Source organism: Sulfuriroseicoccus oceanibius, assembly GCF_010681825.2.
Classification (GTDB): Bacteria; Verrucomicrobiota; Verrucomicrobiia; order Verrucomicrobiales; family SLCJ01; genus Sulfuriroseicoccus; species Sulfuriroseicoccus oceanibius.
In genome coordinates this window covers 209903-236513 of the sequence record NZ_CP066776.1, presented here as the reverse complement: position 1 = coordinate 236513, position 26611 = coordinate 209903, and the positions used below count along the sequence as shown (strand labels likewise).

Sequence of the window (26611 nt, the reverse complement as noted above, 5' to 3'; positions counted from 1 at the left end):
TGCTGATTTCTGATTACGGGATGAGGGAACCTCTTGAGATGCAGTGATTTATAATTTAGAGCGGGTTTCTCATAGGTGTGAATTGTAGTGGTTATACAAGTTACAGTTTGGCTCGCCTTTTATAGAAAATCGTAAGACGCGGGGGCTGGCGCGCAGGGGGGGCGTTTTTTTGGCAGGGGGCTTGAGCGGGATTGATCTTGCTGGTCGCTGACCCACCGGCCATGGTCTCGTCTCGTATGAAAAGGTTGATCGTGTTGGTGGTGGCGTTTTGGAGCTGGTGTGGGGTTGCTGCCGCGGATTCCCTGGCGGAGGCGAGCCGGTTTTGTTCGGTGGATGAGGGACGGGCGCTGCTCGGGGTCGAGGACGAATACATGCGCTGCTGGAGTCGGTTTGATACCGAGTCGAGAGTGGGCAAGGCGGGCGGAACGCAGCAGGAATGGCGTGCGTTTGCGGCGGAACAGGTGCTGCCGTGGAGCGTGCGGGATCGCGAGCGGATTGGCGCGATCCTGAAGAAGATGGATGAAGAGGCGGCTCTTCGTGGGTGGACGTCACTTCCGATTCCGGATCGGATACGTTTTGTGAAAACGTCGATGCGCGAGGAAGGCGGGGCTGCTGGTTACACCCGGCAGGATTACATTGTGCTGACGGCTCGCTTGGATGAGATGAGCGATGCGCGGCTGGAACACCTCGTGGCGCACGAGGTCTTTCACGTGTTGTCCCGCAACGCAGAGGATTTCCGGAGGGCGATGTATGGCATCATTGGGTTCTCGATGATGCCCTCAATTGACTATCCGGAGGGGTTGAAAGAGCGGCGGATTACCAACCCGGACGCGCCTCAGACGGATTGTTACATTGAGCTGATGCGTGGTGGGCAGGAGATCAAGGCGATGATGGTGATGTACTCGGAGGAGGACTACCGCGGGGGGAGCTTTTTCGAGTATTTGCGGATCGGGTTTCTCGTCTTGGACGAGTCACTGAAGCCTCGAATGGTCGATGGAAAGGCCGAGGTGTTGGATGTGGCAGAGGTCGGGAATTTCTTCGAACAGGTGGGGCGCAATACCAATTACATTATTCACCCGGAGGAGATCATGGCGGAGAACTTCGTGTTGGCTCTTTTTGACCGGACCGAGGTGAGTGACCCGCGGATTGTGAAAGCGATCCAGAGCGCGTTGGCAAAGTAGGTTGGCGCGTCGGTGCTATCCCATTTGAGCGTCCAATTGGTATTAGACCGCCCTTGCAGGGCTCGATGTGGGGGCGGGCGTAATCCCATGGCTTCGCCAGGGCTATGTTGGGGCTATGTTGGGGCGCGCCTCCGGCGCTGTGTGGGATCCAAGTACGTGGGCTGTGTGTGGGAGGCAAGAGCGTAGGACGAGTGTGGATCCGTGTCGTACGGGTAGCTGGACGCGAGATAGCGCCGGAGGTGCGGACTAGCGCAGCCCACGGCAACGCCGTGGAGATTGGCGGGTTAGACGTTGGAGCCCTGCAGGGGCGGTCCAATTGGTGATTCCAGGAACTGGTGGTGGATCTATCGGTGATTACACCATTTGACCGGACATCTTGGCGGGATCTTTTTGAGCGACGCAGCCTTGCTCACTGCTCAGGGTAGCCCGCTGGCGTCGAGGTTCTCTCCTTGCCTTAATCGAAAAAGCTCTCCGCCATTCCCCCAATTTGACCGTTCAAATGGTATCACTTAGAGCGCTTGACCATTTTGCGCAGCGAGGCCATGTCGTTTTCCATCCGTTCGAGGATGTGTTCGACGTCCTTGCTGGTGAGGTCGGGATCTGGCAGTTCGCTGAGTTCCTGCATGGTGGAGACGATGATCCCGATGAAGAGGTTGAGGATGGTGAACGTGGCGATGACGATGAACGGGATGAAGAAGGCCCAGGCCCATGGATAGACATCCATCACGGGGCGGGCGATGCCCATGGACCAGCTTTCCAGCGTCATGATCTGGAAGAGGGAATAGAGGCTCTCTCCCAGGTTGCCGAACCAGTGGGGGAAGGCGCTGCCGAAGAGATGGGTGGCGAGCACGCCTGCGGTGAAGAAAAAGATCGCCATGATCATGATCACGCCGGTGAGGCCGGGGATCGAGTGGAGGAATGCGGCGACGACGCGGCGCAGGGCGGGCAGTGCGGTGAGTAGGCGCAGCACACGGAAGACGCGGAAGGTACGCAGGATGGCGAGCGGGCCGCTGCCAGGGACGAGCGCGACGGCGACGACGAGGAAGTCGAACCAGTTCCAGCCATTGCGCCAGAAGAGTTGGCGGTAGGCTGCCATTTTGATGCCGAGTTCCAACACGAAGATGGCGAGACAGGTGCGGTCGATCCATTTCAGCGTGGCTCCGTGTTCGGCCATGATGCCGGGGAAGGTTTCGAGCCCGAGCACCGCGGAATTGAGCAGAATGACGGCGATGATGAACCGCTGCAGGAACGTGGATTCGATCCAGCGCGCGAGTTGCATGCGCCAGCTGGCGACGGATTTTTGCTGCATCAAGGCAAGGAGGTCGGACTCGCTCATGGTGAGGTGGGTGGGGTGGAGCGTGGGGTGGTTCCGGGTGGATGGAAATGCGGCCACGAGGTGCACGCACCATCGTGGCCGGGAGGAGGCTTCTGTCTAAAAAACGAGGGGAGCCGCGTGTGATTACTGCGCGGCCGGTTTGTCGCTGATGCCGTGCTTTTCCTCTTCTTTGAGGCGGAGTTGACCGCAAGCGGCGTCGATGTCGTGCCCCTTTTCCAAACGAAGGGTGGCTGGGACGCCGTGGGTGGCAAGCATTTTGCGGAATGTCTGGCAACGGTTGTTGGACGGGCGTTTCCAGGTCAGGCCATCGACGGTGTTGTAAGGGATGAGGTTGACCTTGGCGTCGAGCTGCTTGGCGCGTTTGGCGAGTTCGACGGCCTGGTCCATCGAGTCGTTGATGCCGTCGATGAGGATGAACTCGAAGGTGATCTTTTGTTTCTTCTTCGAGCGCCAGTATTCGAGCGATTCGAAGAGGGCATCGATATTCCACTTTGAGTTCACCGGCATGATGCGGTCGCGTACTTCGTCGGTGGCACCGTGGAGCGAGATGGCGAGGCGGACAGGGATTGGGATGTCGGCGAGCTTTTTGATCACGGGCGCCACGCCGGAGGTGGAGACGGTGATGTGGCGTGCGCCGATGTTAAGTCCCCAGTGGGAGTTGATGATTTCCAGAGCCTTCGACAGGTTTTTGAAGTTGGCGAGGGGTTCGCCCATGCCCATGAAGACGATGTTGTTGATCTTTTCGCCGGTGTGGGCCTCGGTGGCGAGAAGCTGTGAGACGATTTCGCCGCTGTCGAGGTTGCGGGTGAAGCCGGCGAGGCCGGAGGCGCAGAACTTGCAGCCATAGGCGCATCCGACCTGGGATGAGACACAGATGGTGCGGCGGTCAGCGCGGTCGCCATAGAGGGACGGCGAGGCGGGAATGAGGACCGACTCGACGAAGCGTCCGTCGTTGAGACGGTAGAGGATCTTGCGGGTCTTGTCCTTGGCGCCCTGGACGGTGACGACATCGGCGTGGGAGACGACGAAGTTTTCCTTCAGCGTTTCGCGCAGCGGAGCCGGCAGGTTGGTCATGTCGTCGATCGACGTGACGCGCTTGTTGTAAATCCAATCGAGAACCTGGCCTGCGCGGTAGGCGGGCTGGCCGGCTTCTTTGAGTTTGGCGGTGAGTTCGTCGCGGGTTAATCCGCACAGGGCTGGTCTCTTATCGGTCACGGGATAAAGAACATCACAATCCGGTGGATGTCATGTGCGGATGTGGGGATGGGGTTTTAGGTTATTAGGTTGTTAGGTTTTAGGGTGGTGTGACGGAGGGGGAGGGGCGACGGAGGGTGGATTGGGGTGGTTTGCGGGCGGTTGTTGGCTTGGCCGGATTGGTTTGCGGGCTGGGGATCCCAGGGTGGCGTCGCCTGAGGCTCCGTTCACCGCTGGGCTGGTTTGCGTTTCCCCTTCGGGGAAGTGAGGGGCGGCGGAGTAGTGGGGCAACTCGTTATCCTTATCCTCTTCCTTATCGGATTCACGGCGGTTGATCACTGCGCTCGATTCAGGGGAGTTCGAGAGTTGAGCTGATGACGGAGCTTCGCGAGCAACGACAGGAGTGTCGTTGGTCCAGCGGGGAATGGTGTTTGTTGGTGTTGCGATGGAGCTATCCCGCGGCCGCGGGATAGAGAGCGGTTCAAGTCATACAGAGTGACTTACCCCAACCCACTTCAAATCCTCCTAATCCTATAATCTGTGGAAAAAAAAAAGCGCGACTACCGGTGACCTCCGTGCCCTACCTCGTCGCCGGAGCTGGCCGCCCTTCGGGATCTTTGGGGCTTTGCGTGAGGTTTTCCAATCGACGGCAGGAATGCCGTCCCTCCAGCGCTGAGCGTGCATGGTCGGGCGGTCCGGGCGATGGGCGGCGTATTCTTATCGCTATCGCTATCGCTGGGCGGATCGGATCAGGATAAAAAAGAGGATAATGATAAGGAGAGTGGGTGTGGGGTGGGAGTGATGTTTGAGGTGGGACGGTGAGGAGGTTTTGGTGATTTGCTCAAAAGCGTGGGGCGTGGGCATTTTTCGCGTTGCATGGAGGGGCATCCCTCGCCTTTGTTGAGAGCATGCAAGCCAACGAGATTTTCCAGAACATGTCCGCCGATCTGGCCGGGACGATCTTCCAGTATTTCCGTGAAGAAGAGCGCGACGCGTATCGTGGTGCGATTGCGTCGCTCGCCGCGCACCGCAAGTTGCGTCCGGTTTTCGTGACCAAGAAGCCGGTCGACCAGCAGTTTGTGTGGTTGAAGGATGCGTGTGCGCGCAAGCAGTCGGCGGGTGCTGCCGAGCATTTGTTGCAGGTTTGGTTGATGCGTGCGCGCAGTGAGATGCTGGTGAAGTTCCTCGATGCGGCTGGCATTTCGCATGATGGTGAAGGCGCGATCGACGACCTGCCAGAGACGCTTGAAGCGGAGAAAGTGAAGGCTGGTGTGGATGCTCTTTTGGCTGATTACCCAGGTGAAGAGGTGGCGGTTTACCTGCACGTCTTCCAAGGGCAGACCAACGACGGCTGGCCTGAACTGGCTACCGTTTTGGCTGAAGACGAGCGTCTGAAGCTTGGTGCCTAATTCGAACCCAAATTACCCCCACCCGTATTCTTTTCCTCATGGCTGATCACCCATTCCTCAACGAACAACTCGATATCCGCTGGTCCCAGCTCAATCCAGAGCACATCAAGGGCGACTTGGAGGCTGCTCTCGAAGAAGCGCGCAAGAACATCGACACCCTCGCCAATCTGACCAAGAGCGGTGAGACGCTGACCTACGAAAACACAGTAGGCGCATTGGACGAGTCGACCAGTTCGCTGAGTTGGGCGTGGGGACTGGTGAGCCACCTGACCTCTGTATGTGACTCGGATGAGATCCGCAAGGCGCAGGGTGAGATGATCCCGGTGGTGACCGAGTTCTACAGCAGCATTGCGTTGAACGAGGGGCTGTGGCAGACGCTCAAGGCTTATGGTGAGTCGGACGCGGTGGATTCGCTCGACGCGGTGCGCAAGCGCCACGTGACCGAGACGTTGGCTGAGTTCCGCGAGAGCGGTGCCGACTTGGACGCCGACAGCAAACAGCGCTTGATGGAGATTGAGTCGGAGTTGGCAACGCTGACCAAGACGTACTCCGAGAACGTGCTGGATACCACCAACGAGTGGGAGATGCTGGTCGATGACGAGCGTGAACTGGCCGGGCTTTCGGAGTCGGCAAAGGCCGCTGCGCTGGCAAGTGCGGTGGAGAAAGGTCAGGCGACCGAAGACAATCCACGTTGGCGTTTCACGCTGCACATGCCGTCGTATATCCCGCTCATGGAGCAGGCTGAGAACGACAAGTTGCGCCATGAGGCTTGGAAGGCGATGTGCAAGGTCGGTGCGAGTGGAGACAAGGACAACAGCGACCTGATTTGGCAGATTCTTGAGCTGCGCCATGAGAAGGCCCAGTTGCTTGGTAAAGCGCACTTCCCAGATTTCACGACGTCGCGCCGGATGGCGAAGACGGGTGAGGCCGCGTTGGCATTCATCGATGATTTGGCCGACCGCGTGCGTCCTGCCTACCGCGAGGAAATGGCATCGCTCGAGAAGTATCGCGCCGCCAAGCTCGACGAGGAAGTCCAGCCGATGCAGCCGTGGGAGGTGTCGTATTGGAGCGAGCGTCGTCGCCGCGAAGAGTATGCGTTCGACGACGAGCAGTTGCGTCCGTACTTCGAGGTGAACCGCGTGATCGACGGTATGTTCGAGCTCGCCCAGCGTTTGTTCGGGGTGGAGATCAAGGAGCTGCCATCGACCTACCTCGAGGATGAAGGCGATCTATTGCCTGAAGGTCACTACGAAGTGTGGCATCCGGAGGTGAAGGTGTTTGAGATCCGCGATGTGGATGGCGACGGCAGCCTGCGCGGAATTTTCTACACTGACTGGCACCCGCGCGAGACCAAGCGTGGCGGTGCGTGGATGAATACATTGAAGACCGGCCTGCCGCCGATCGCTGGCAACGAGCGGATCCCTCATATCGGCCTGATGTGCGGCAACATGAGCCCGGCGGTTGGCGACAAGCCATCGCTGCTCACGCACAACGAGGTGGAGACTGTGTTCCACGAGTTTGGTCACTTGATCCACCATTTGTTCGGCGATGTGCCGGTGAAGGGGCTCAATGGCATCTCGGTGCCTTGGGACTTCGTCGAGCTGCCATCGCAGATCATGGAGAACTTCTGCTGGGAGCGTGCATCGCTCGACTTGTTTGCGCGTCACTACGAGACAGGCGAGGCGATCCCTGAGGAGTTGTTCGACAAGATGCGCCGCGCCCGTAACTACATGGAGGCGAGCGCGTTCATCCGTCAGCTTTCGTTCGGTAAGCTCGACCTTGAGATGCACTTGCACTTCCAGAAGTTCAAAGGGCGTGACCTCAACGAAATCGATCGCGAGATTCTTGAGTCGTACCGCGTGCCGATGAAGACGGACTCACCGACCATGCTGGTGCGCTTCACGCATTTGTTCGGTCACTCGACCGGCTATGCGGCGGGTTATTATTCGTACAAGTGGGCCGAGGTGCTCGATGCCGATGCGTTTACCCGATTCCTCGAAGAGGGCGTGCTGAACAGCGAAACCGGGTTGTCGTTCAAGGATACGATCCTGAGCAAGGGGAACTCGGAAGACGTGGCGAAACTTTACCGTGATTTCATGGGCCGCGATCCGGATCCGGAAGCGTTGCTGCGCCGCGGTGGTCTTGCCTGATTGGCGGTAGACAATTGAATCACAAAAGAAGCCGGTGTGCGGGTGGATTCCCGGGCACCGGCTTTTTTGTGTAGCGGAGGCATGGGGTGTGCCCTCGCGTGGGGATCGGGCCTTCGGGTGGGGGGGGCGTGTTGGCGGAATCGCACGCTCGGCCGGTTCAGGTTTGTGGGGTGCTTTCCCAGGGTGAGGTCGCCCGAGGCTCCCTTCACCGTGGGCTGGTTTGCGTTTCCCTTTCAGGGAAGGCTGCGTTTCGGTGGTGCTCTTTATCCGTTGTCGCTGGCCGCGCGGGATGCGATGTCCCGTCTGGGCATGTGGACGGCGGATGGCGTGACCCCAGGGCGATGTCCCTGGCTGACAAAGGCAGCTCTCGCTTCATCGCGAAGCGATGGCTTACTGGTTCGGTCGATCTGATCAACTCGCGCCGAAGGTGCGGTTTACCTCGATGATCTGCCCTCTACTGTAAACCGTCCCTGCGGGACGCCTGATTCGTGCACTTATATCCGGAGGTTGAAACCTCCGGCTAACCGGTAATCTGTCGCTTCGCGACGATCGCTCAGGTCCGTTTCTTGCCGATCGGGGGTGTCGTTGTCTTCTTTCTCGAGACGGTGTCCCTGGTTTGTATGAGAAGCACCAATGGTGCTCATTGCTGCGGGTTGACTCTGTAAGTGCTGGCTTACCGGTGGTCAGGTCGTTCCAATCAGCTCGCACCGAATGTGCGGGTTATTCCCCTGAGCTGGCTGGGAGGGGGAGGGCGGCTTTGACGGGGCGGTGGTCGGAGGCTGTGGCGTCGTTGATGACGGTGGAGGTGACGCCTTCGGTGGGGAGCCCGATGGTGGCGATGTAGTCGAGCTCCTGTTGGGGTTGGTCGGCGGGCCAGGTCAGTGGCGAGCCATTTTTGGGAACGATGGATCCCATGGCGCGGACGACTTCGAGAGTGGTTGAGTTGGGTTCCGCATTGAAGTCACCCGCGAGGATTACCGGGTGGGTGCGCTTTTCCAGAGCCTTTTTCAAGGTGTTGATCTGTGAGAGGCGGAGGTCTTCGCGGGTCCAGTCGAGGTGGACACAGACGAACGAGAGCGGGGTGGGTGAGCCTTCCGGTTGGGTGATGATTTCCAAGGCGACGCGTGGTTCCGCTCCGTCTGGAAGTCGGTGGACATGGGTTTCCAGGATGGGGTGGCGGGAGAGGACGGCGAGCCCGTATTGGCCGCCGCCGATGTCCATGAACTTGGCGAACGAGTGGCTCATGCCGAGAGCTTCGCCAAGCTTGGCGGCCTGGCTGACTTTGCCGCTACGGTCGACTTCGCGGTCGACCTCCTGCAGAGCGACGAAGTCCGACGGGTGGGCTTTGAGCACGTTGGCGATGCGCTCCAGATTGACCTGACCGTCGTTGCCGCGACTGTGGCGGATGTTGTAGCTGGTCACCGTGAGGGGCTCTGTAGCGGTGGCGATAGAGCACAATGTGAGCCAGAGGGTGAGCGCGAGCGCGGTGACGCGCGCAGGTACCCGCGGGGTGATGCGGCAGATTGAAGCAACCATAGCGTTTGTGGGTACGGGGGGGAGGGGCGGTGGTTTATCGAAAAATTGAGGGATAATGGGGACGGTGACCGTCCTGTCGAGATCGATTTGGAGACATGCGCAATCGGGCTTGCATGGCCGCGGGTCTGATACCACTATCGCGCGAAGTTACGGATTGGGAGGGTTTCCCGGTCTGAAAAATGTGCGCGATCCGATTCCCCCAGACATGAGTGATATCTTCTTTGAATGTTCGAACTGTGAACAGCCACTGATCGTGGGAGAGGAGGGGCGCGGGCAGACGATTGAATGCCCGGAATGCGCGCACGATGTGGTGGTGCCTGAAGATGCGCCCTTAGTCGATGTGGATGCCGACGACCTGGATCCTGCGGGCGGCGAGGAGCTGCCGGAGGACGGGGTTTCGGATGCAGGCACGTTGGAAGAGGACGCGTTGGCGAGTATCGAGCATGTGCGGTTTGGCTGTCCGACTTGTCACCAGCTGCTTGAGGTTGGGTTGGATGCGTTGGGGATGCAGTTGGACTGTCCGGCGTGTGGGCATGCGATGATGGCGCCGAGTCGTGCGGATGTGATGTCTGCCAACGTGAGCGAAGTGGTGGCCGGCGAGGAGATGCCTGCGGACTCAGGTGGGTTTGGTTATCTGCCGCCGCGACGGGAATTGGTTTCGAGTGCTGAGGATGGCACGGTTCAGCCGACTTTGAGGCGCAGTGAGTGGCGTGATGACGAGTTGCTCAAGCCTCGGATGGAGGCATCGACTCCTGTGGGGAACTTACCGGAGAAGAAGCGTCCGTCGCCGGATCGTTCCGGTAGCGCGCGGCGTACGGTTGAGGTCAGCGCGGAACCAAGGATGCCCGCTCCGGCAGTTCGTGAAGTGGAGGCCGGTGATGCACCTGCTGAAGGTGGTCGAACGGTTCGTGTTGAGCCGTTGCGCCGGGTGTCCGACGGACAGGAGGAGCAGGAACGGATGCGGGCGGCAATGGGCGAGGGCGATTTGGCCGTCAAGCGGGTGCCTGGAACAGAGACGATGGTGGTCCATTGTCCCGAGTGCCACCAGCGCTATGTATTGAACTTTAGAATGGCGGGCAGCGAGTACGTCTGCCGTGGCTGTCAGTCGACGATGATGCTGCCGCGTCCGGATCAGGGCAAAGCTGCGGTTTTGGTCGGTCAGGGGGAGCGTCCAACGCAAGCGCCGCATCGGCATGCTCATCGGCAGCGGGTGGCATTGCCAGATCGCAAGGGGGATGGTCCAAACGAGTCGCCTGCGCGCGATGAGAGACGGCCCACCGGACCGATGGGCGGGCGTCCATCGGCGATGCTTGAAGGCGGGCGGATTCCGACACCTGCTGAGATGCGCCAGATGGCGGGAGTGGTGCCGGAGGTGCAGAAGCCAAGGGATTTTCGTGGGGCATTTGTGGTGGTGACCGTGGTGGTGGTGCTGGGAAGTTTGATCACGTGGGGGATTGCCAGTTTTGCCAGCCGTCAAAGTGCGAAAAAGCCTGCGTACCAGGTGGATCCGATGACAGGTGAGGTGGTGCAGACGAGTGGTGCCGCCGCATTGGACAAACAGATTGCCGATCAGAATGCGGATCAGTTCAAGCTTCCAAGCGAGAGGCGGCGTGAGCATTTCGAGAGGGTCGAGCGCACGGTGAAAGAGGCCATGGCGGCCAGGGAACCGGCGGCTTTGCTCAAGTACTGTGACCGCCCGGGGCTGGTGGCTCCGAAGATGAAGGCATTTTATGCCCGTCAGGGGGGGTACAAGAGTTTCAACAAGCGCTTCGGTGGGGTGACTGTGTTGCTCAAGCGCCGGGCTGAGTATCACGGGCGCGAGTACCAGTTGATCATGGCGACCTTCGACGGTGTGGGAGCTGAGGAATCGGATCCCGAAATTCTTCACTTGGCGGTGTTGTTGCAGGATGGCGAGGCAAAGCTCGATTGGTTCCAGCTGGAGCGTTATTCCGAGATGAGTCTGGAAGAGCTGGGGCGCGCATTGCCGGGCGAGCCGCAAGAGGTGCGGGCGACTGTGGATGTGAACGCGAATTACTACAATTTCGGGTTCCTCAACGACGATTGGCATTCGCTTTATTTGTTCGACCCTCAACCTGGAGCCGAAGCGACCCTGCCGGTTTATGCGCAGCGCGGCACTGATGTGTTCAAGAAGTTGGAGGAAATCGGGGAGAAAGCGGCCCTGCGAGGGGAGAAACTGAACGCGCTGCCCTTGACCCTCAAGGTGCGTTACGAAGAGGCCGACGGGCACCGGGGCTTTGTGGTGGATGAGGTAGTGGCAGGCAACTGGCTGATGCCCTGAACACAGCGACAATGAAAGGATTCATGGAAGATCAATCAAACATCGGATACCAAACAGTGGGCGAAGGGATGGTGGTGTGCGCTAGCTGCAATGCAGTACAGCCTCTGACCTCCGATGGCGACGTGCCAGCCCAGTGCGAGCGCTGCGGCGCGGTCTTTGGTGAGAATCATCCAGCCGGGCCGGTCGCAGCGGACGAGCTGGAGCATTACGAGATTGATTGTCCGGAATGTGGAACGCATTACGCGCTCGACATCGAGCCTGGCGAAGTTGTCTTCGATTGTGACCGCTGTGGCTGTGCGTTCACGGTGAGCGATGATGCCGGAGAGGAAGTAGCGCCCCCCGCGGAGCCGGCGGCAGCGGCGCAGGTCCCGACATTTAACCAGGCGATGCAGGCATCGGCGGGTGGCAAGAAGCGCCGTCACCGTGCGCATCGTCGGCCGGGAGGTGGGCTCAAGTCCCGGGCGGGTGGAATTTCCCTGATGTTGATCACCTTGGCGGTTCTCGGCTTTTTTATCTGGGACGCGGTGAAGGATCATCAGGAAAAGGCGGCAGATGCGAAGGCCGCGCGTGAAGCACGTGCCGCGGCATCCAACGTCGGAGGCGAGGGCACGGCGGAGGAAGTACGTGGCTTCCGTATCGGCGGTGGCGATTTCTCCGCGCGAGCCGCGCTTGAGCAAGTGATGACGAAGTTTCTCAATGCTTCGGACTTCGAGGCGAGGTTGGAGCTTTGTCGTCACCCCTTGGAGACGCGCCCACGGATGCTGGCCTTTGAGAGGCACACGAGGATGGCTGCGTTTGACGGAAGCGGCGGCAAGTTGAGCGCCGGGCCGTATGTGGTGGCGGCTCCTAATGGCAGCCGGTTTGTGTATGCCTTGGTGGAACTTCAGCCAGAAGACCAGCGGCATTTGGTCGTTGAGGTGACTCCGGATGGGGAGAAATTGATCGAGTGGGAGTTGTTTGTCGATTACTCCGAGTTCCCGTGGGCGGGTCTGAATGACGAGCGGCCACGGCGCGCATTCGAAGCCTTGGTGCGGGTCGAGCGGTCCACTCGCTATCCGCGCCAGTTCCCGCCAAGTGAGTACGCCAGCTACCTTGTTTACCAAGGGAGTGGAATCGATTCGTACGCTGTGTTTGTCGAGCGTGGTAGCGACCAGCACAAGGCGCTGGAGGCAGCGTTCAAGGAGGAAGCGTTCCCCCTGGAGGAGGACGCGGGCCGCCGCAAGGTGCGCTGGGTGTTGGCGGAGCTGAGCCTGCCGGCCGAGCGCGACCCCTCAATCAACCGCATTGAGCTCAAGCGGGTGGTCGTTGCCGATCCCGTGGCGGGTGTGCGGGACTGATGCAATTTAGGCAGTCCCGGATGGCACTAACTTAAGGCATCTCGCCGTGTTGGGGTCGGGCCGGCGGGTGGGTGATGCGCCTTGGCGGAATCGTAGGCTTGGCCGGATGGGGGCGTCGATGAACCCAGGGTGTGGTCGCCTGAGGCTCCCGTCACCCTGGGCTGGTTTGCGTCTCCCTTGCAGGGAGGGATTGACGACGGCGGGGCTTAGGTTGGCGCCATTTTAGACGGTCCCCATGTCGGAATCGGATTGGGGGCGCTCAGCCATCCCGCTCGTTCCAGCGGGATAACCGTACCCAATTTATCACTGATCGGCGCTGCGGGTGGCGGCGTGCGAGTACATGACGTGCATGGGGAGCACCAACTCCTGACCCGCCTGAAGGTTGGCATTGGCTGGCAGTTTGTTCATGCGGGCGATTTCGGCCGGCGAGAGGAAGAACTTGCGGCCGATGCCGTAGAGGGTTTCCCCTGGCTTCACTTCGTAGGGGGCCATGTCGTCTGGAGAAATGGGAGCCGGAGATTGGCCGCCGCTTGATGACTGGTCGTTGTTTGCTGGAACCTTGAGCTCCTGGCCGAGACGAATGTGGTTGGCGTCCGGCAGTTGGTTCAATGCGATGATTGCCTCAGCGGTGGTGCCGAATTTCCGGGCGATGGCGTAGAGGGTCTCGCCTTCCTGTACGATGTAGGTGCGGGTGGCAATTGGCTTCGCGCGCTCGCCGGGAGGGGCTACATCGCCAGCGTCGCCGATGACAAGTTTTTGGCCGACGCGCAGTTGGTTGGCGACGACGCCCGGGTTGGCTGCGAGCATGGCTTCCACGGTGGTGCCGTGTTTGCGGGCGATGGCGGAGAGTGTGTCACCGCTTTTGACCGTGATGGTCGCAGGTTCCTTGGGTCGGTTGCTCGCAGGAGGAGCGAGTTCAGCCACTGCGGCGGCGGTTTCCGGCTCGGCTTGTGGCGTCGGAGCTGGATCTTCAGCCACAGCGACGCTGCCGGGGAGAGTCAGGACCTGGCCCAACTGGAGGCGGCCCGGGTCGTCGATCCCGTTGATCTTGGCGAGTTCCTGCCAAGTTGTGCCGTACTGGCGTGCGATTGAGGATAAGGTCTCGCCGCGTTGAATGGTGTGCGAGGCAGCGGGAACGATGCGCTCTTCTGGCTCGGGATCCGGTTGTGGTGCCGGGGACACAGGTGTGGGATTAACGGCAGGCTCGGGAGCAGGCTCAGCGGCCGGCTCTGGCGCGATCGGTTCAGGAAGAGGCTCCGGTTGGGGGGCTGGTTCGTCAGCCGGGGTTGGTTCTGGTTGTTCTGCTGGCTCGGAGGACGGCGCTGGCGGCACTTCATCCGGCAACTCAACGGGTTGGTCGGATGCGGTGTCTTCGAGGAGTTGGCGCAGTTGCTCAAGTTCCTGACGCACGCGCTGTACTTCGCGGGCCTGGTCGTCCACGGCATCCTGAAGGCGCTGGGTGCGTTCGACGTCGGCATTGTGCGCGCCAGATTGGGCGGTGGCGCTTTGAACCGTGATGGGGACGGCAGTCAGAATGAGAGCGGTCAGAGCACGGCGGGAAAAGGATCCTGCAGGGGCGGGCTGGGATGAATGAAAGTCGCTGGCTGATTTCATGATGTCCTGGGGCGGCGCGGCGGAGGACGGGCGGGTGCCCCGTTCCTATGCGGGTGGGCTTCATCATGCGTGATGCGGTGCCCGATCACAAGTGGATTTGAAACGGTCGTTAAGAATGGTTGATCATTCTCATGTGGGCATGTATGTCAGTGCCGGACAAGAGATTAGAGGAGTTGGATGGACAGTGCATTACCTAAAGGGATCTGGATCGCAATTGTCGTCGCCCTGGCGGTGGCGATGGGGGCGATGCATTATGCGCTCCGTGATGGAATGGGAACCGGTGACCAGAATGCGGGTCAGGCGGAAGTTGGAGAGAAAGCGTCTGCAGGTGGGCTGTCGCGTCAGCCGGTCGAAGTCGTGCTCGACCCCGGGCACGGTGGGGACGACGGCGGGACGGTGGTGTTTTCCCTGTTGGAGAAGGAGTTGGTTTTGGATATCTCGCAGCGTGTGCGGCGTGAGTTGGCGCGGCACAAGATCCGTGCGGTGATGACGCGAGAGGAGGACGTTCAAGTGGAGTTGCCAGACCGGGTGGCGATTGCGCGAAAGCACCCCGGCGTGCCTTTTGTCTCGATTCACCTCAACCGTTTCCGCAAGCCGTCGGTGGCGGGGATGGAAGTGTATGTCCATGACGGCGACCCCGTGCCGGTTCCTCGAGCGGCTGGTCACGATAGTGGGGCCAAGGGCGGTGAGCTGCAGTGGTTGAATGACGGGGATGGGGAACGGAATACGTTCTACGACAGGCGCAGCACGACCTTGGCGCATCTGATTCTCGATGCGGTGACCACCGAGACAAAGCTCAACGACCGCGGGGTGCGACAGAAGAATTTGTTCGTGGTGAAGAACACACCACCGCCATCGGTGCTGGTGGAGTGTGGGTACCTTTCCAACCCAAACGATGCGCGCAAGTTCGCCAAGGCGGCGTTCCGCGAAACCGTCGCGAAAGCGATTGCCCGTGGGATCATGGAGTTTCTTGAGGGATCGAAGACAGATCCGACCTATGGCTTCGACCGCACCGGTGAACTCGGCAATAGCGTGCTGACGGTGAAATAGGGCAGAAGTTTGCTAGTGTGCTTGTGTTCAGTTTTCAGTTCGCTAGCGCGTGGGACGGTGGTTGCCGGCACCCTTTCAGGGTGCGTTTTTTCGGGTGAGGACTCACTGGGCTGAAGCCCTGAGCTTTGATCCAGCCTCCTTTCAGCAACTCTGTTTCTAATTTTGTTTTATCGGCTCGAAATTGGGGTCGGAAAGAAGGCGGTTTACGAGTCTGACAAGCTTTCGGATCACGGCGGTGATGGCGACATGATGAGGTTTTCCTTTGGCGATCAGACGGCCATAAAATTCCTTCAAAATCGGGTTGTGGTTCGTGGCGCATAGAGCAGGCATGTAGAGGCTGCGCCGGAGTAAATGCCTTCCTCCGCGGACGTGCCTCTTGCCGCTATGAGTGCCGGTGTCTTTGTTGAATGGCGCAACTCCAACTAAAGCCGAAGCCTGGTTGTCGGTGATTGCGCCCAGTTCTGGCATTTCAGACAAGAAGACCGTGGATGCAGCCAGACCAAGTCCTTTGATCGACTCGATTTTGCGCTTCTTCTCACGCAGCACGGCGTCTTTCGCAATGAGTGTGTCGAGTTGCTTTTGGCAACGAGCAATCGCTCGCTCAAGGCTTTGGATTTGGGTCTTGAGCTCCTTCTTCACAAAGCTGTCGGTGACCTTTTGAAGGGCCGTTTTCTGAGCTGCAGCTTGGCGGGTGAAACGATCCTTAATCCTGGCGATCGCTGACATCTTCTCCTGCAGAGCTGTAGGTTTTACGCGGGATGCCGGGGTGATCGACTCTCCGAAGCGAGACAAGACCGTGGCATCCATCGCGTCAGTTTTCGCTGAGATTCCCATGGCCTCGGCAAATGCTCGTGCTCGCTTTGGATTAACCAGGCTGATGGGAATGTTTAGCTCCAATGCTTGAGCGAGGAGGCACTTTTCATAGCCACCGGTAGGCTCACAGATGATGTGGATTTCGTCCTGTTGTTTGGATAGCTTGAGGAGCTCCGATTTTACCTTTGATGGAGTGTTGGGAACGGTCCAGGAGCGCTTTGTTTTGGGGTGATAAAAGTCGAGTTTATCTTTGCTGACATCGACGCCGATATAGTGTTTGTTCTGAGTGTTCATCTGTATTTCAACCTTGGATCTACGAGCTCTCGGGCTCTTGCAACTCTACGAACTGCAGATGGATTTGAGGGAAACAGGCCTCCTTGCTGAAAGACGAGTTCAAGGACTCGAGGAGGAACGGAGTGACTGTTTCAGCGATCGAGGTGGGGGTGGCCACCCCCACCTTGATCAACCTCCGGTTTCGTATGAAACCGATGGAGCTAGGAATAGCTCAAATTGACCAACCAAGGAGGACCGCGTGCGGGAAGAGGCGGAGGGGGAACGGAAAGCAGATCGGGTGAGTAGCGCGAAAGTGATAGTGTTGATTCCGGCGAACCACAGAAATGCCCAATGGATCTTGCGGTAGTTTTCGCTCAGGCGCTGGAGTCTCCAGTCGGCGAAGGCGAGATATATCTCGAACTGTTGCGTTTTAGGAGAGCGTGGGATCTCATGAGTTTCATTGATCTGATCCCATCGATCTGCGAGTGGCACATCCATGACTGAGGCGCGTTGGACCGGCTCGTAAGGCCGTTGGAGGATCAGGAGGCAGAGCACCGAAAATGATGCAGCCGCCATCATGGCGAAGAAGTACTTCATGGTTAGCGTGGATGATCTGGCAATTTGCAGTTCGTTCCAATCCTGAAATTTGCGGAGCTTCTATGCTTTGGTTCCTGAGAGGAACATGGATCGAAGCCCAACAGCTTTAGCCTTGGGGATGGAGGAAGTCGTCATAAATCCCACCCTGAAGGGGTGGTGGGGAATTCGTGGGACGCGGGAGTTTCTCTCGTAGCTGGGGCCCATCCTGAAATCTGACCAATGCGGCTTTCCTCAGCCTCTGAGGATGTCGTCGATCATGCTTTGGGCTTGGGTGGGGTAGCCGCCGCCGAAGAGGATGGCGTGGTTGAGGATGTGGTAGAGGTTGTAAATGGTGCGGCGTTGCGGGTAGCCGGGGGGCAATGGCCATTCCTCGTCGACGCCTTTGAAGAACGCTGGGCCGAAACCTCCGAAGAGTTCGCTCATGGCGAGGTCGACTTCGCGGTCGCCGAAATAGGAGGCGGGGTCGAACAGCACGGGGGCGGAGTCAGAGGCGAGGAACCCGGCATTGCCCGTCCACAGGTCTCCGTGGACCAGTGACGGTTCCGGGCTGTGGCGGTCGAGCACGGTGGCGCAGGCATCGACCAGAGCCTCGGTGTGGTGGAGGTGGATGCCGAGGTCGTGGCAGGCATCGAGCATCGGGCGCAGGCGTTGGCCGATGAAGAACGCGCACCAGTCTGTGGTGCGGGCGTTGGATTGTGGCGTGGTGCCGATGAAGTTGTCGCCGTGCCAGCCGAAGCGGGGCGACCAGGCGGACGTGGTCTGATGGAGTTGGGTGAGCTCGCGGCCGAGACGCCGTGGATCCGGGGCTCCACCGAGTGGGAGCCATTCCATCACGAGCCATGCCATGTCGGGGGTGCTGCCGCTGGCGAGCGGGCGTGGGACGCGGATGCATTGTGCCCGCCACAGATGCTGCAGGGATTCCCGCTCCGCCTCCATCATGGCGGCTTGGCTGGATGGTCCGTATTTGACGAAGTAGTTCTGCCAGTGCATGGCACTGGAGATGCAGCCGCCGCCGACTTGATGCCAATCGCCGTCTGGCGGGTCGTAGCCGGCATCGGCGATGGATTGGCGGATGGGATCTGGGTTCATCGGGCCACCGGGATGCGGATTGCTACGAGTCTGGCAGGATTTCCACCACGTACTCGCTGCGCACCCATCCTTCGTTGTGCGGTTTGTTCATCTGCTTCACCAAGGTGAACTCGCCGCTCTTTTCTTTGATTACGGCTGCGGACCCAGCTCCGACAACCGGACCGCTTGTGTTTTTTGCCAGAGGGACACTGCGCAGGGTGTCGTCTTTGACGACGACCGCGATGTCCGAGGCGGGAGGCAAAAGCGAGCGTCCGATCAACGCGGTGGCACTGGCCAGAGTGAAACAGATGCCGATGACCAACGCCAGTGTGGCGAGGCCGTGCCGCCACAGTGTGCGGCGCACCAGCAGAACAACAATGGTGAACCAGAACGACGCGGAGAGCGCGACCCACAGCGACGTGGTTGGGCTGACGGCGGCGAGGACGGTCAATTGGTCGCCGCGGGACTCATCGGTGGCGAGTGGTTCGATTTCGTTCATTTTGGCCATCAGATCGGCGGCGCGTGACGGATCGAGAGCGAGTGACTGGAGGAATGCGGCTTTGGCTTCGGCGGTCCGGTTGGCGCGGGCGAGAGCCACGCCCTGTGCTTCGAGGGTTTCGGGGGAGCGGTGGCCTGAGTCGTGAAGCGACTGCAGCGTCTCTGCGGCGGTGGCCCATTGCTCTGCGGCGATGAGCTCCTTCGCGGCGTCGACGACGCCCTCGGGATCGATGGAGGGTTCCGCCTGAGCGGTAAGGGCGAGCGCAGCTGTGACGAGCCAGGCCGTGACCAGTGTTTTGACGATTCGGATCATGGCTTAGGAGAGGTGGCGGGTTTCACGTTTGAGTTCGGCAATCGCGGCAGGTAGAGCGGCTGCGGCGCGTTGTTGTTCCTCCTGAGAAGGAGGTGTGCCGTCCTGCGTGTTGTAAGTGAGTCGGTCGTGGACATTGCGCAGCAGAGCCCAGTTCTCGGTGTCGGTTGGTGGGCTGTCCAAGGCGTCGTGCACGGTGATGAGCGCGTGCAGGCGCTCGGCGAGCGAGCCATTTCCACCGGCGGTGCGGAGGTGCTGCAGGGCTTCGCTGCGGGTCATGTGGGCACCGGTGTCGGGGCGTGGACGGCGGCGGATTGCCATGGCGATCAGCGCTGCCGCGGCACCCGCGCCGACGACGTTGGTGGCGATCAATGCGCCCTGACCGATCGGCTGCCCTGGAGTTACCCAGCTTGGCGATTCCAGCGACGGGAACGCGAGCACCTTCGGTTGCGGCGGAATCCCTGGCGTGGTGGCGGGAACAGGAGCCGGGGCATTCAGATCCGGGAATTGGTTGATGTCCCACGGTAGCTCCAGTTCATCGGTGGAAAGAGTGACGTATTCTTCCTCGTCCGGGTTGAAATAGCCGAACTCAAACGAGGGGAGTGTGGTTGTCGGCTTGGTGGGGCGGAGCACTTTGTTGAAGACGACCGACCCGTCGCGCATGACGGTGCGGGACGCGCCCATGTTGTAGGTTTTCCACGCTCCTTCGGGGTCCTGGATTTTTGGTTCGGTGACGAACTCGGGATCGCCGTCGCCGCGGACGAGTAGCTCCAGCTCCACGGCGTCGCCAGCGTTTGTCGGCGTGTGGATGAGGTTTGCGTTCATGGTGTAACGGCCCACCGCACCACAGAACTCAGGCGGTGCCGGCGGTAGTTCTTTCACTTCAAAGCTGTGGTCGGCGCCGGTTGCGGTCAGCGGTGTGGTGTCGCGCTGGGCGAAAAATCCGGAGGCGCGGTGCGTGACCAATGCGAGGTCCATCGATGGGGCCTCGAGTGTGAGTGTGCCGGCGTGCACTGGGGTCACCGTGGTGTTGAAGACGGTGTAGTTGAACTGCTTGCCGTTGATGAGAGAGATTCCGCTGACACCCCGCTCAATGCGTCCGACGCTGAACCCTTCATGACGGAAGGTTGGTGGCGTGTTTGGCAGTTCAAAATCGCCCTCGGTGGTGGTGTAGAGTGCAATTTCCATCGGGAACGACTGCCGCTGGTAGACCGGGGTTGTCGGGGTCCAGACATCGAGGAAGACCTGGGCGTCGTTGGCGGCGAGCTTTTCCAGATGGTCGTTCGAGCGAACCTTCAGAGGCTTGCGAGGTGTCCAGTAGTCGCCATCCCGGGTTTGGGTTTTGATCGGCGGAAGTTCCGTGGCGACTGGGTTCATCGCGGTGACCTGGTAGAGGAAGTCGTATGAGGACTGGCCATTGGTGAACGACTGTCCTTCTCGGATGCGGCGGATGTTGAGTCCGGGGATGGACGGGATCTCCGGATAGGTGACGGGGCGGGCATCCGGGATGCGGATGCGGAGGTAGCCGCGCTGGTTGACCGTGAGTCCTTCGGGCATGAAGAGAAGTTCGGCCTTGGGCTCAGGGTCGTTCGGGTTGGCAATGGCGGTCAGGGTGGCGCACCAGATCACGGCGGCGACCCATGCCAGCAGGCGGGTGATAGATGGGATGGTGTTCGTCATCGGTGAGTGAAAGATTGGGTTACCAGTTCTTTTCCGGTTGGCGCAGGCGGGTTGGCGGGACGCGCAATGGGACGCCGGTGGCCTCGTTGGCGCGGGCGCGGAGCAGCGCGCGGATTTCTTCGATTGCCTGTTCGCGTTCTTCTTCGCTCATTTGCTCCAGTTGTTCCTTGGTGAGCTGTGCGACCGAGCCCGGAGTGCCGCGTTGGCGATCGCGTGACGAGGTGGGCTCGCCGTCCCCGTCCTGCTCGGACTGCTCGGACTGCTCGGACTGATCCGACTGATCCGACTGCTCGGACTGATCCGACTGCTCGGACTGATCGGACTGATCGGACTGATCCGACTGGTCCGACTGGTCCGACTGGTCCGACTGGTCCGACTGGTCCGACTGGTCCGACTGGTCCGACTGGTCCGATTGATCCGATTGATCCGATTGATCCGATTGATCCGATTGATCCGATTGATCCGATTGATCCGATTGATCCGATTGATCCGATTGATCCGATTGATCCGATTGATCCGATTGATCCGATTGATCCTGATCTTGAGTCTCGTTTTCCTGGTCGTTTTCGCCGTCCTGCGGGTCTTGTTTCTCTTGCTCCTGCTGCTTCTCGAGTTCTTCGATCTGCTTTTCCAACTCGTCGATGCGCTGGGAGACCTTGGCGTGGTTGGAGCGGGCTTGTGGGAAATCCGAGCGGTGGCGTGAGGCGTCGTCGTAGTGGGTCAGCGCGGTGCGGAGTGTGGCGACGGCTTGCTTGAGCGCGTCGATGTCCTGCTGGGCTTCCTCGCTGGCGATGGATTTTTCCGCTCCCATGGCGAGTGCATTGGCGAGGTTGTACTCGGCGTTGGCGCGTTGGGTGGTGGTGCCGTGGGCGAGCGACTGGCCGAACCATTCGGCGGCTTCGTCATAGCGTTCGAGCCGGTAGGCGGCGCTGCCTGCGGTGGCGGTGACGCGATGGCGGGTCGCTGCGTCGAGTTTGCCGGCGTCCTCCGCGTTCAGTGCATCGCGGTACGCATTGAGAGCGGCCTCGTGGTCGGCTGCCTGCCAATGCTTGTCCCCGCTGGCGATGTGGCTTTGCGCAGCAGATTCGGCGCGGGCGTTGGTGGTGAAAATGGTGGCTACCCCGACGACGGCGAGCGCGAGCGGCGTGCTGGTGCGGCGCAGCGAGCGGACGAGTGTCGGTAGGCCGGGCAGCAGTGAAAGTGCCGCCAAGCCGAGCCCTGCGCCCAATGGCCAGGTGAAGCGTTCGATGGCGGCTTGCTTTACTTCCTGCTCGATTTCCGTGGATTGCATTCCTTTCAGAGCCTCCTCTGCGGAAGCGATGACCGCAGCGGGCGAACTGGTGAAGATAGCGTTGCCGTCGGCGATGCGGGCGAGCTCCATCAGCCCGTCGCGGTCGAGGCGTGAGATGACGGTTTTTCCTTGGCGGTCGACGACCGGGCGTCCGCCTCGGTCAGGGTCTGGGATGGGTTCGCCATTGTCCGTGCCGAGTCCGACGGTGAGCAGTTTCACATTGCGGTTGGATGCGTCGCCGAGCTCCGAGGCCGAGCGTTCATTGACCTCGGTGTCTTCGCCATCGGTGAGGACGACGAGCAGCGCGCCGCTGAGGTCCTTGTTGACCATGCTTTCGCCTGCGATGCGGATGGGCGACCCGAGTTCACTGCCTCCGACGGGGATGTTGGTGACGTCCAGTTGCTCGATGGTTTCGCGCACCGCGCTGTGGTCGAGTGTGAGTGGGGCTGCGGTGGCCGCGGTGCCTGCGAACGAGATGATTCCGATGCGGTCGTCTTTGAAATGGTCGACCAGATCCGAGGCGATGATGCGCGCCTGCTGGAGGCGGCTTGGCGAGACGTCGCGGGTGAGCATGCTTTTTGAGACGTCGACGGCGATGAAGATGTCTCGGGTTTTGGCGACCTCTCGCACTTCGGTGCTACCGGATTGTGGGCGGGCAAGCGCGACAATCAACGCAGCAATTGCCAGCAGCCTCAAGCTTGTGCGGGCAGCCCCCGACACATTGCGTGCCGGGAACACGGAATCCGCGACGCGTGCGGAAACCACCGCTTCGATCATGCGGCGCTTGCGGGCACGTTGGGCCGCCAGCGCCACGATGATCAGCGGGATCGCGGCGAAGGCGAAAAACCAGGCTGGAGCAGCAAATGTCATGGGTAATCAGTTCGTCTTGAGGTGACGCGGGCGGGGAAGGTTGGCGGCGCGCTCGTCCAATGGTGGGATCAGCGTGCCAATCACCAACGCGAGCAAGGCCGCAGCGGCCGGCCAGTGGAAGAGTTCGCTGGTGCGGAAAACGGTGGTCTTCGTCTGCGTCGTCTTTTCCAACTCGTTGATGGTGGCAAAAGCGTCCTCAAACGACTTGGTGCTGCCGGCGCGGTAGAACGCACCACCGCTCACTTCGGCGATCTCCTGCAGGGTTTCAGGATCGAACTCACTGACCATGGTGGCGAGGCGCGGGCGGCCGAATGGTCCGGGCACTTCGATCTGGACTTCGCCCTCCGTGCCGACGGCGATGGTGTAGACCTTGATGCCGAGCAGCGCGGCTTGTTTGGCGGCGTCGATCGGGTCGATGTTGTCGACGTTGTTGGCGCCGTCGGTGACGAGCACGATGACCTTGCTTTTGGCCGGGCGCTTGTCGATGCGCGATGCGGCGCTGGAGATGGCCGATCCGATTGCGGTGCCGTCCTCGACCAGGCCGATGCGCAGGTCATCGATGTGGTCGTTCAGCCACTGGTGGTCAAGCGTGGATGGGCCGACGGGAAAGGGTTGGCCGGAGAAAGCCACCATGCCGATGCGATCGTTCGGGCGTTGTTCGATGAACTCTTTGGTGATCTTTTTCGCGACTTCGAGGCGCTTGGCGGCCTGGTTGTCGAGTTTGAGGTCGCGGGCGGTCATCGAGCGCGAGACGTCCAGTGCGATCATGACTTCAATGCCACTGAACTCGCGGATGTCCTCGGAGTCGACGAGTTGCGGACGTGCCAATGCGACGATACCGCACAGCAGGGCGACTCCGATCCAGCCGGAGAACCCAATGTGGCTGCGGCGCACGGTGGCGTGCTCGGTCACCGGCTTGGGCAATGTGACGCGGAGCCCCTGGCCGCCGAGCTTGCGGCGCGCGCCGAGAAGCAGGAGTGGGAGGAGCAAAGCGAGCCACAGCACCCAGGGGTGGGCGAATTGGAAGTTTTCCCACATCATGCCGAGCCTCCTTTCTTTGGATCCTCAGCAGGTGCGCCCAATGCATCGGCGAGCGTGCTGGTGATGGTATCGGTGTCGAGCTCGGCTTGCCAGCGTGCTGGTGGAAGGAAGCGGTGCGGTGCGAGTTGGTCGCGCACATTGACCAACGCGGCGATGGTGTCGGGATCGAGCTCCGCGTGGTTTTCGAGGGTTTGGTTGATCCAGCGGTGGACGACGCCGGGCATTGAGTCTGCCGTGTTTTTGTGGGTGGCGAGGGCGTGGCGAAGTGCGGTGAATGATTCGCGTGCGCTGACCACGGCCGGTGTGCCTTGGGGCGACTTCTTGCGCATGGTGACCCTCCAGACGGCGGCTGCGATCAAGGCGGCAAGCACCACGCCACCGACAACCCATGGCCACACGACGGGCTCGGGTTGTGGGATCTCAGGTGGGATGATGTCGTCGAGTTCGAGCATGGGAGATCGGCTAGGATGCGGACGGGCGGGTGCGCGCGCGCTGGCGCAGGTAGCCGTGCAGCGCGGGCAGATAGTCTTCGTTGGTGTGGAGCACGATGTGGCCGGCACCGGCTCGCTTGAGCGTGGTGGCCAGCTGTTCGTCCGCAGCATTGAGGCGGCGCTGCAGGTCTGCCGCGGCGGATTTGCTCAACGGCGAGATCACCGAACTGCGACCGGTTTCCGGGTCTTCGATCAACAGCGGGATGCGTGCGCCCATCAGAGCTTCCGCGCGGTCTTTGATCTGCAAAACGAGCAGGTCGTGGCGACGGGCCGTGCGCTTGATGGTGTCTTCGATGTCATCGCTGAGCATGTCGCTGATGAGGATGACGAGCGAGCGGCGTGGAAGCGCGTGGTTGATGGCGTCGAGCGCCGGGGTGATGCGGGTTTCTCCTTCCGACGGCTCTGCGGCGAGCATTTCGCGCAGCAGGCGCAGCATGTGGTTGCGTTGTTTGCCGGGGAGGAACATGCGGTCGGCTTCGTGTGAGAAGAGCACCATCCCGACTTTGTCGTTGTTTTGAATGGCGCTGAACCCAAGCAAGGCGGCGAGTTCGGCGGCCAGATCGCGCTTGCTCTGCGGGCCGCTGGCAAAGCGCAGTGACGGACTGACGTCGACCGCAAGCATCACGGTGAGCTCACGTTCCTCGATGAACGTGCGGATGAACGGTGCGTTCATCCGGGCGGTGACATTCCAATCGATGGCGCGGGTGTCGTCGCCCGGGGTGTACTCGCGGAACTCGTGGAAGTCCATCCCCTGGCCACGGAACGAGCTCTGGTACTCTCCGGCCAGGTTCTCGCTCACGAGTGAGCGGGTACGCAGCTCCAGGCGGCGCACTTTTTTGAGGATCGCTGTGAGTTCGTCGTTCAAGGCAGCGGAAGTTTGTTCAACAACTTGGCAATGACGTCGTCGGTGGTGACCTCTTCGGCTTCTGCTTCGAAGGTGAGCAGGATACGGTGGCGCAGCACGTCCGGGGCGATGGCTCGGACGTCGTCAGGGGTGACGAACTCGCGTCCGGCGAGGAAGGCGAGAGCGCGGGCGCAGCGGGTGAGGTTCAACGTGGCGCGTGGGGATGAGCCGGTGCGGATGAGTCCATCGAGCGACGGATCGAGGGCTTGTGGTTCGCGGGTCGCGCGGACGAGGTCGACGATGTACTCCTTGATGCTGCGGTCGACGTGGATGCGGGATGCGATGCGGCGGCTTTCCACCAGCGAGGCGATCTCGGTGACGGGTTTCGGGCTTGGCGGGGATTCCACGCCACCCATCAGGTCGAGCACTTCGAGTTCTTCGTCGCGGGTTGGGTAGTCGACGGTGAGTTTGAGTAGGAAGCGGTCGAGCTGGGCTTCCGGAAGTTGGTAGGTGCCTTCCTGTTCGATCGGGTTCTGGGTGGCGAGCACGAGGAATGGATCGGGCAGCGGGTACGAGGTTTCGCCGAGGGTGACCTGGCGTTCCTGCATCGCTTCGAGCAGGGCGCTTTGGACTTTCGCCGGGGCGCGGTTGATTTCGTCGGCGAGCACCAGGTTGCCGAAGACCGGGCCGAGCCGCGGTTGGAACGTGCTTTCCTTCGGGTTGAAAACCATGGTTCCCAAGACGTCGGCAGGGAGCAGGTCCGGGGTGAACTGAATGCGCTTGAACGTGGCATTGAGGCAGGACGCCAGCGAGTTCACCGCGTGGGTTTTGGCCAGTCCGGGTACGCCTTCGAGCAACAGGTGGCCATTGCAGAGCAGGCCGATGAGCAGGCGGTCGACGAGTTCGTTTTGGCCAATCAGGACGGTGCCTAGTTCATCGCGGAGCGGCTGAACCCAGGTGTTGGCGGCTTGGATCTCGGCGAGGGATGGTGGGGATGAGGGGTGGCTCATGACAATGCGTTCAGTGAATACAGAAAATGCGGTAGCCATAGCGCACGCCGGTGAGTGGCTTGTTTACTCTGTTTTGGTCGTTCACAGGAATTTTTGCGGTGAACGGGAGAGGACAGAGTGGTGCTAGGCGTGCGACTGGTTGATCGCGTATCGAATCGCAAGGATACGGATCAATGCAACACTGAAGGTGGCAATTGCCATTGCCAGACTGTTTTGAACGCCCATCAAGTCGAGCCCGATGAGGATCAGTCCGCCGATAATGCAGGCGGTGGCGTAGATTTCGCGGCGGAAGACCAGCGGGACTTCGTTGCGGATGATGTCACGGATGACGCCGCCGAAGGTGGCGGTAATGACGCCCATGGCAGTGCATGACCACCACGGAAGCTCGTGAACTTGGCCGGTGCGGACACCGAGGCAGACGAAGAACCCGAGGCCGAGGGCGTCGAAAAACGAGACCGCTCGCGTCATCTTGAGGAAGAACGGCTCAAGGCAATAGGCAAGCAACGTGGCCAATGCCGCGACGATGAAGTAGTGCGGGATCGTGAAGATCGCCGGCGGGACGTCGCCAATTAGGACGCTGCGCAGGGCGCCGCCGCCGGTGCCGGTGACCAAGCCGGCAACGAACATCCCGTAGATGTCCATTTCAGTCTGCTTGCCGGCCAATGCGCCGGACAGGCAGAAAACGAATGTTCCAAGAAGATCCCAGAGAAGAATCATGG

Annotated in this window: 21 protein-coding genes; 6 read left to right on the top strand and 15 right to left on the bottom strand. The window is 60.6% G+C overall.

What is annotated here, in order from left to right:
• The first annotated feature begins 236 nt into the window (after positions 1 to 236).
• Complete coding sequence (locus G3M56_RS00960) at positions 237 to 1181, top strand: DUF2268 domain-containing putative Zn-dependent protease (protein WP_164365414.1); 945 nt, start codon at positions 237 to 239, stop codon at positions 1179 to 1181.
• Between the two features lie 505 nt (positions 1182 to 1686).
• On the opposite strand, the gene G3M56_RS00955 is transcribed toward G3M56_RS00960, so the two are convergent.
• Complete coding sequence (locus G3M56_RS00955; protein WP_235203512.1) at positions 1687 to 2517, bottom strand: ion transporter; 831 nt, start codon at positions 2515 to 2517, stop codon at positions 1687 to 1689.
• Positions 2518 to 2640: 123 nt separating this feature from the next.
• Complete coding sequence (gene rlmN / locus G3M56_RS00950) at positions 2641 to 3732, bottom strand: dual-specificity RNA methyltransferase RlmN (RefSeq protein ID WP_164365413.1); 1092 nt, start codon at positions 3730 to 3732, stop codon at positions 2641 to 2643.
• Positions 3733 to 4646: 914 nt separating this feature from the next.
• Here rlmN and G3M56_RS00945 point away from each other — a divergent pair.
• Positions 4647 to 5120, top strand: coding sequence for a hypothetical protein (locus tag G3M56_RS00945; RefSeq protein ID WP_164365412.1), 474 nt, complete (start codon positions 4647 to 4649; stop codon positions 5118 to 5120).
• Between the two features lie 38 nt (positions 5121 to 5158).
• Positions 5159 to 7270 carry a M3 family metallopeptidase gene (locus G3M56_RS00940; protein ID WP_164365411.1) on the top strand — a complete coding sequence of 704 codons (2112 nt, stop codon included), beginning with the start codon at positions 5159 to 5161 and terminating at the stop codon, positions 7268 to 7270.
• A gap of 720 nt (positions 7271 to 7990) precedes the next feature.
• Here the strand turns inward: G3M56_RS00940 and G3M56_RS00935 are convergent.
• A complete protein-coding gene (locus tag G3M56_RS00935; RefSeq protein ID WP_164365410.1) occupies positions 7991 to 8806 on the bottom strand; it encodes an endonuclease/exonuclease/phosphatase family protein in 816 nt (271 codons plus the stop codon).
• 205 nt (positions 8807 to 9011) lie between these two features.
• On the opposite strand from G3M56_RS00935, the gene G3M56_RS00930 reads away from it, so the two are divergent.
• Both G3M56_RS00930 and G3M56_RS00925 read left to right on the top strand, forming a co-directional pair.
• Positions 9012 to 11105, top strand: coding sequence for a hypothetical protein (locus G3M56_RS00930; RefSeq protein WP_164365409.1), 2094 nt, complete (start codon positions 9012 to 9014; stop codon positions 11103 to 11105).
• Between the two features lie 23 nt (positions 11106 to 11128).
• Positions 11129 to 12442: a paraquat-inducible protein A gene (locus tag G3M56_RS00925; protein ID WP_164365408.1), complete on the top strand. Its 1314-nt coding sequence runs from the start codon at positions 11129 to 11131 to the stop codon at positions 12440 to 12442.
• Between the two features lie 303 nt (positions 12443 to 12745).
• On the opposite strand, the gene G3M56_RS00920 is transcribed toward G3M56_RS00925, so the two are convergent.
• Positions 12746 to 14056, bottom strand: a complete 1311-nt coding sequence (locus G3M56_RS00920) for a muramidase family protein (RefSeq protein ID WP_164365407.1) — start codon at positions 14054 to 14056, stop codon at positions 12746 to 12748.
• Positions 14057 to 14233: 177 nt separating this feature from the next.
• Here G3M56_RS00920 and G3M56_RS00915 point away from each other — a divergent pair, with 177 nt between their 5' ends.
• Complete coding sequence (locus G3M56_RS00915) at positions 14234 to 15106, top strand: N-acetylmuramoyl-L-alanine amidase family protein (RefSeq protein WP_164365406.1); 873 nt, start codon at positions 14234 to 14236, stop codon at positions 15104 to 15106.
• Between the two features lie 156 nt (positions 15107 to 15262).
• Here G3M56_RS00915 and G3M56_RS00910 read toward each other — a convergent pair whose 3' ends face one another.
• The 11 genes from G3M56_RS00910 to G3M56_RS00860 form a co-directional block, all read right to left on the bottom strand.
• Positions 15263 to 16213, bottom strand: coding sequence for an IS110 family RNA-guided transposase (locus tag G3M56_RS00910; protein ID WP_164365767.1), 951 nt, complete (start codon positions 16211 to 16213; stop codon positions 15263 to 15265).
• A 168-nt stretch (positions 16214 to 16381) separates the two neighbouring features.
• Positions 16382 to 16789, bottom strand: coding sequence for a hypothetical protein (locus G3M56_RS00905; RefSeq protein WP_164365707.1), 408 nt, complete (start codon positions 16787 to 16789; stop codon positions 16382 to 16384).
• 231 nt (positions 16790 to 17020) lie between these two features.
• Entirely contained in the window at positions 17021 to 17878 is an 858-nt protein-coding gene (locus G3M56_RS00900) for a fructosamine kinase family protein (protein WP_164365706.1), read from the bottom strand.
• A 22-nt stretch (positions 17879 to 17900) separates the two neighbouring features.
• A complete protein-coding gene (locus tag G3M56_RS00895; protein WP_164365705.1) occupies positions 17901 to 18668 on the bottom strand; it encodes a tetratricopeptide repeat protein in 768 nt (255 codons plus the stop codon).
• Positions 18669 to 18671: 3 nt separating this feature from the next.
• On the bottom strand, positions 18672 to 20345 hold the full coding sequence (locus G3M56_RS00890) for a BatD family protein (RefSeq protein WP_164365704.1): 1674 nt from the start codon (positions 20343 to 20345) through the stop codon (positions 18672 to 18674).
• Between the two features lie 19 nt (positions 20346 to 20364).
• Positions 20365 to 22506, bottom strand: a complete 2142-nt coding sequence (locus G3M56_RS00885; RefSeq protein WP_235203511.1) for a VWA domain-containing protein — start codon at positions 22504 to 22506, stop codon at positions 20365 to 20367.
• A gap of 6 nt (positions 22507 to 22512) precedes the next feature.
• Entirely contained in the window at positions 22513 to 23547 is a 1035-nt protein-coding gene (locus G3M56_RS00880; RefSeq protein ID WP_164365702.1) for a VWA domain-containing protein, read from the bottom strand.
• Positions 23544 to 23999: a hypothetical protein gene (locus tag G3M56_RS00875; protein ID WP_164365701.1), complete on the bottom strand. Its 456-nt coding sequence runs from the start codon at positions 23997 to 23999 to the stop codon at positions 23544 to 23546. The genes G3M56_RS00880 and G3M56_RS00875 overlap by 4 nt, the downstream gene beginning before the upstream one ends.
• A gap of 10 nt (positions 24000 to 24009) precedes the next feature.
• The gene (locus G3M56_RS00870) at positions 24010 to 24903 is read right to left on the bottom strand and encodes a DUF58 domain-containing protein (RefSeq protein WP_164365700.1); all 894 of its coding nucleotides are present in this window, start codon (positions 24901 to 24903) and stop codon (positions 24010 to 24012) included.
• A complete protein-coding gene (locus G3M56_RS00865) occupies positions 24900 to 25892 on the bottom strand; it encodes an AAA family ATPase (protein ID WP_164365708.1) in 993 nt (330 codons plus the stop codon). The genes G3M56_RS00870 and G3M56_RS00865 overlap by 4 nt, the downstream gene beginning before the upstream one ends.
• A gap of 123 nt (positions 25893 to 26015) precedes the next feature.
• Entirely contained in the window at positions 26016 to 26609 is a 594-nt protein-coding gene (locus G3M56_RS00860) for a trimeric intracellular cation channel family protein (RefSeq protein WP_164365699.1), read from the bottom strand.
• Between the last annotated feature and the right edge of the window lie 2 nt (positions 26610 to 26611).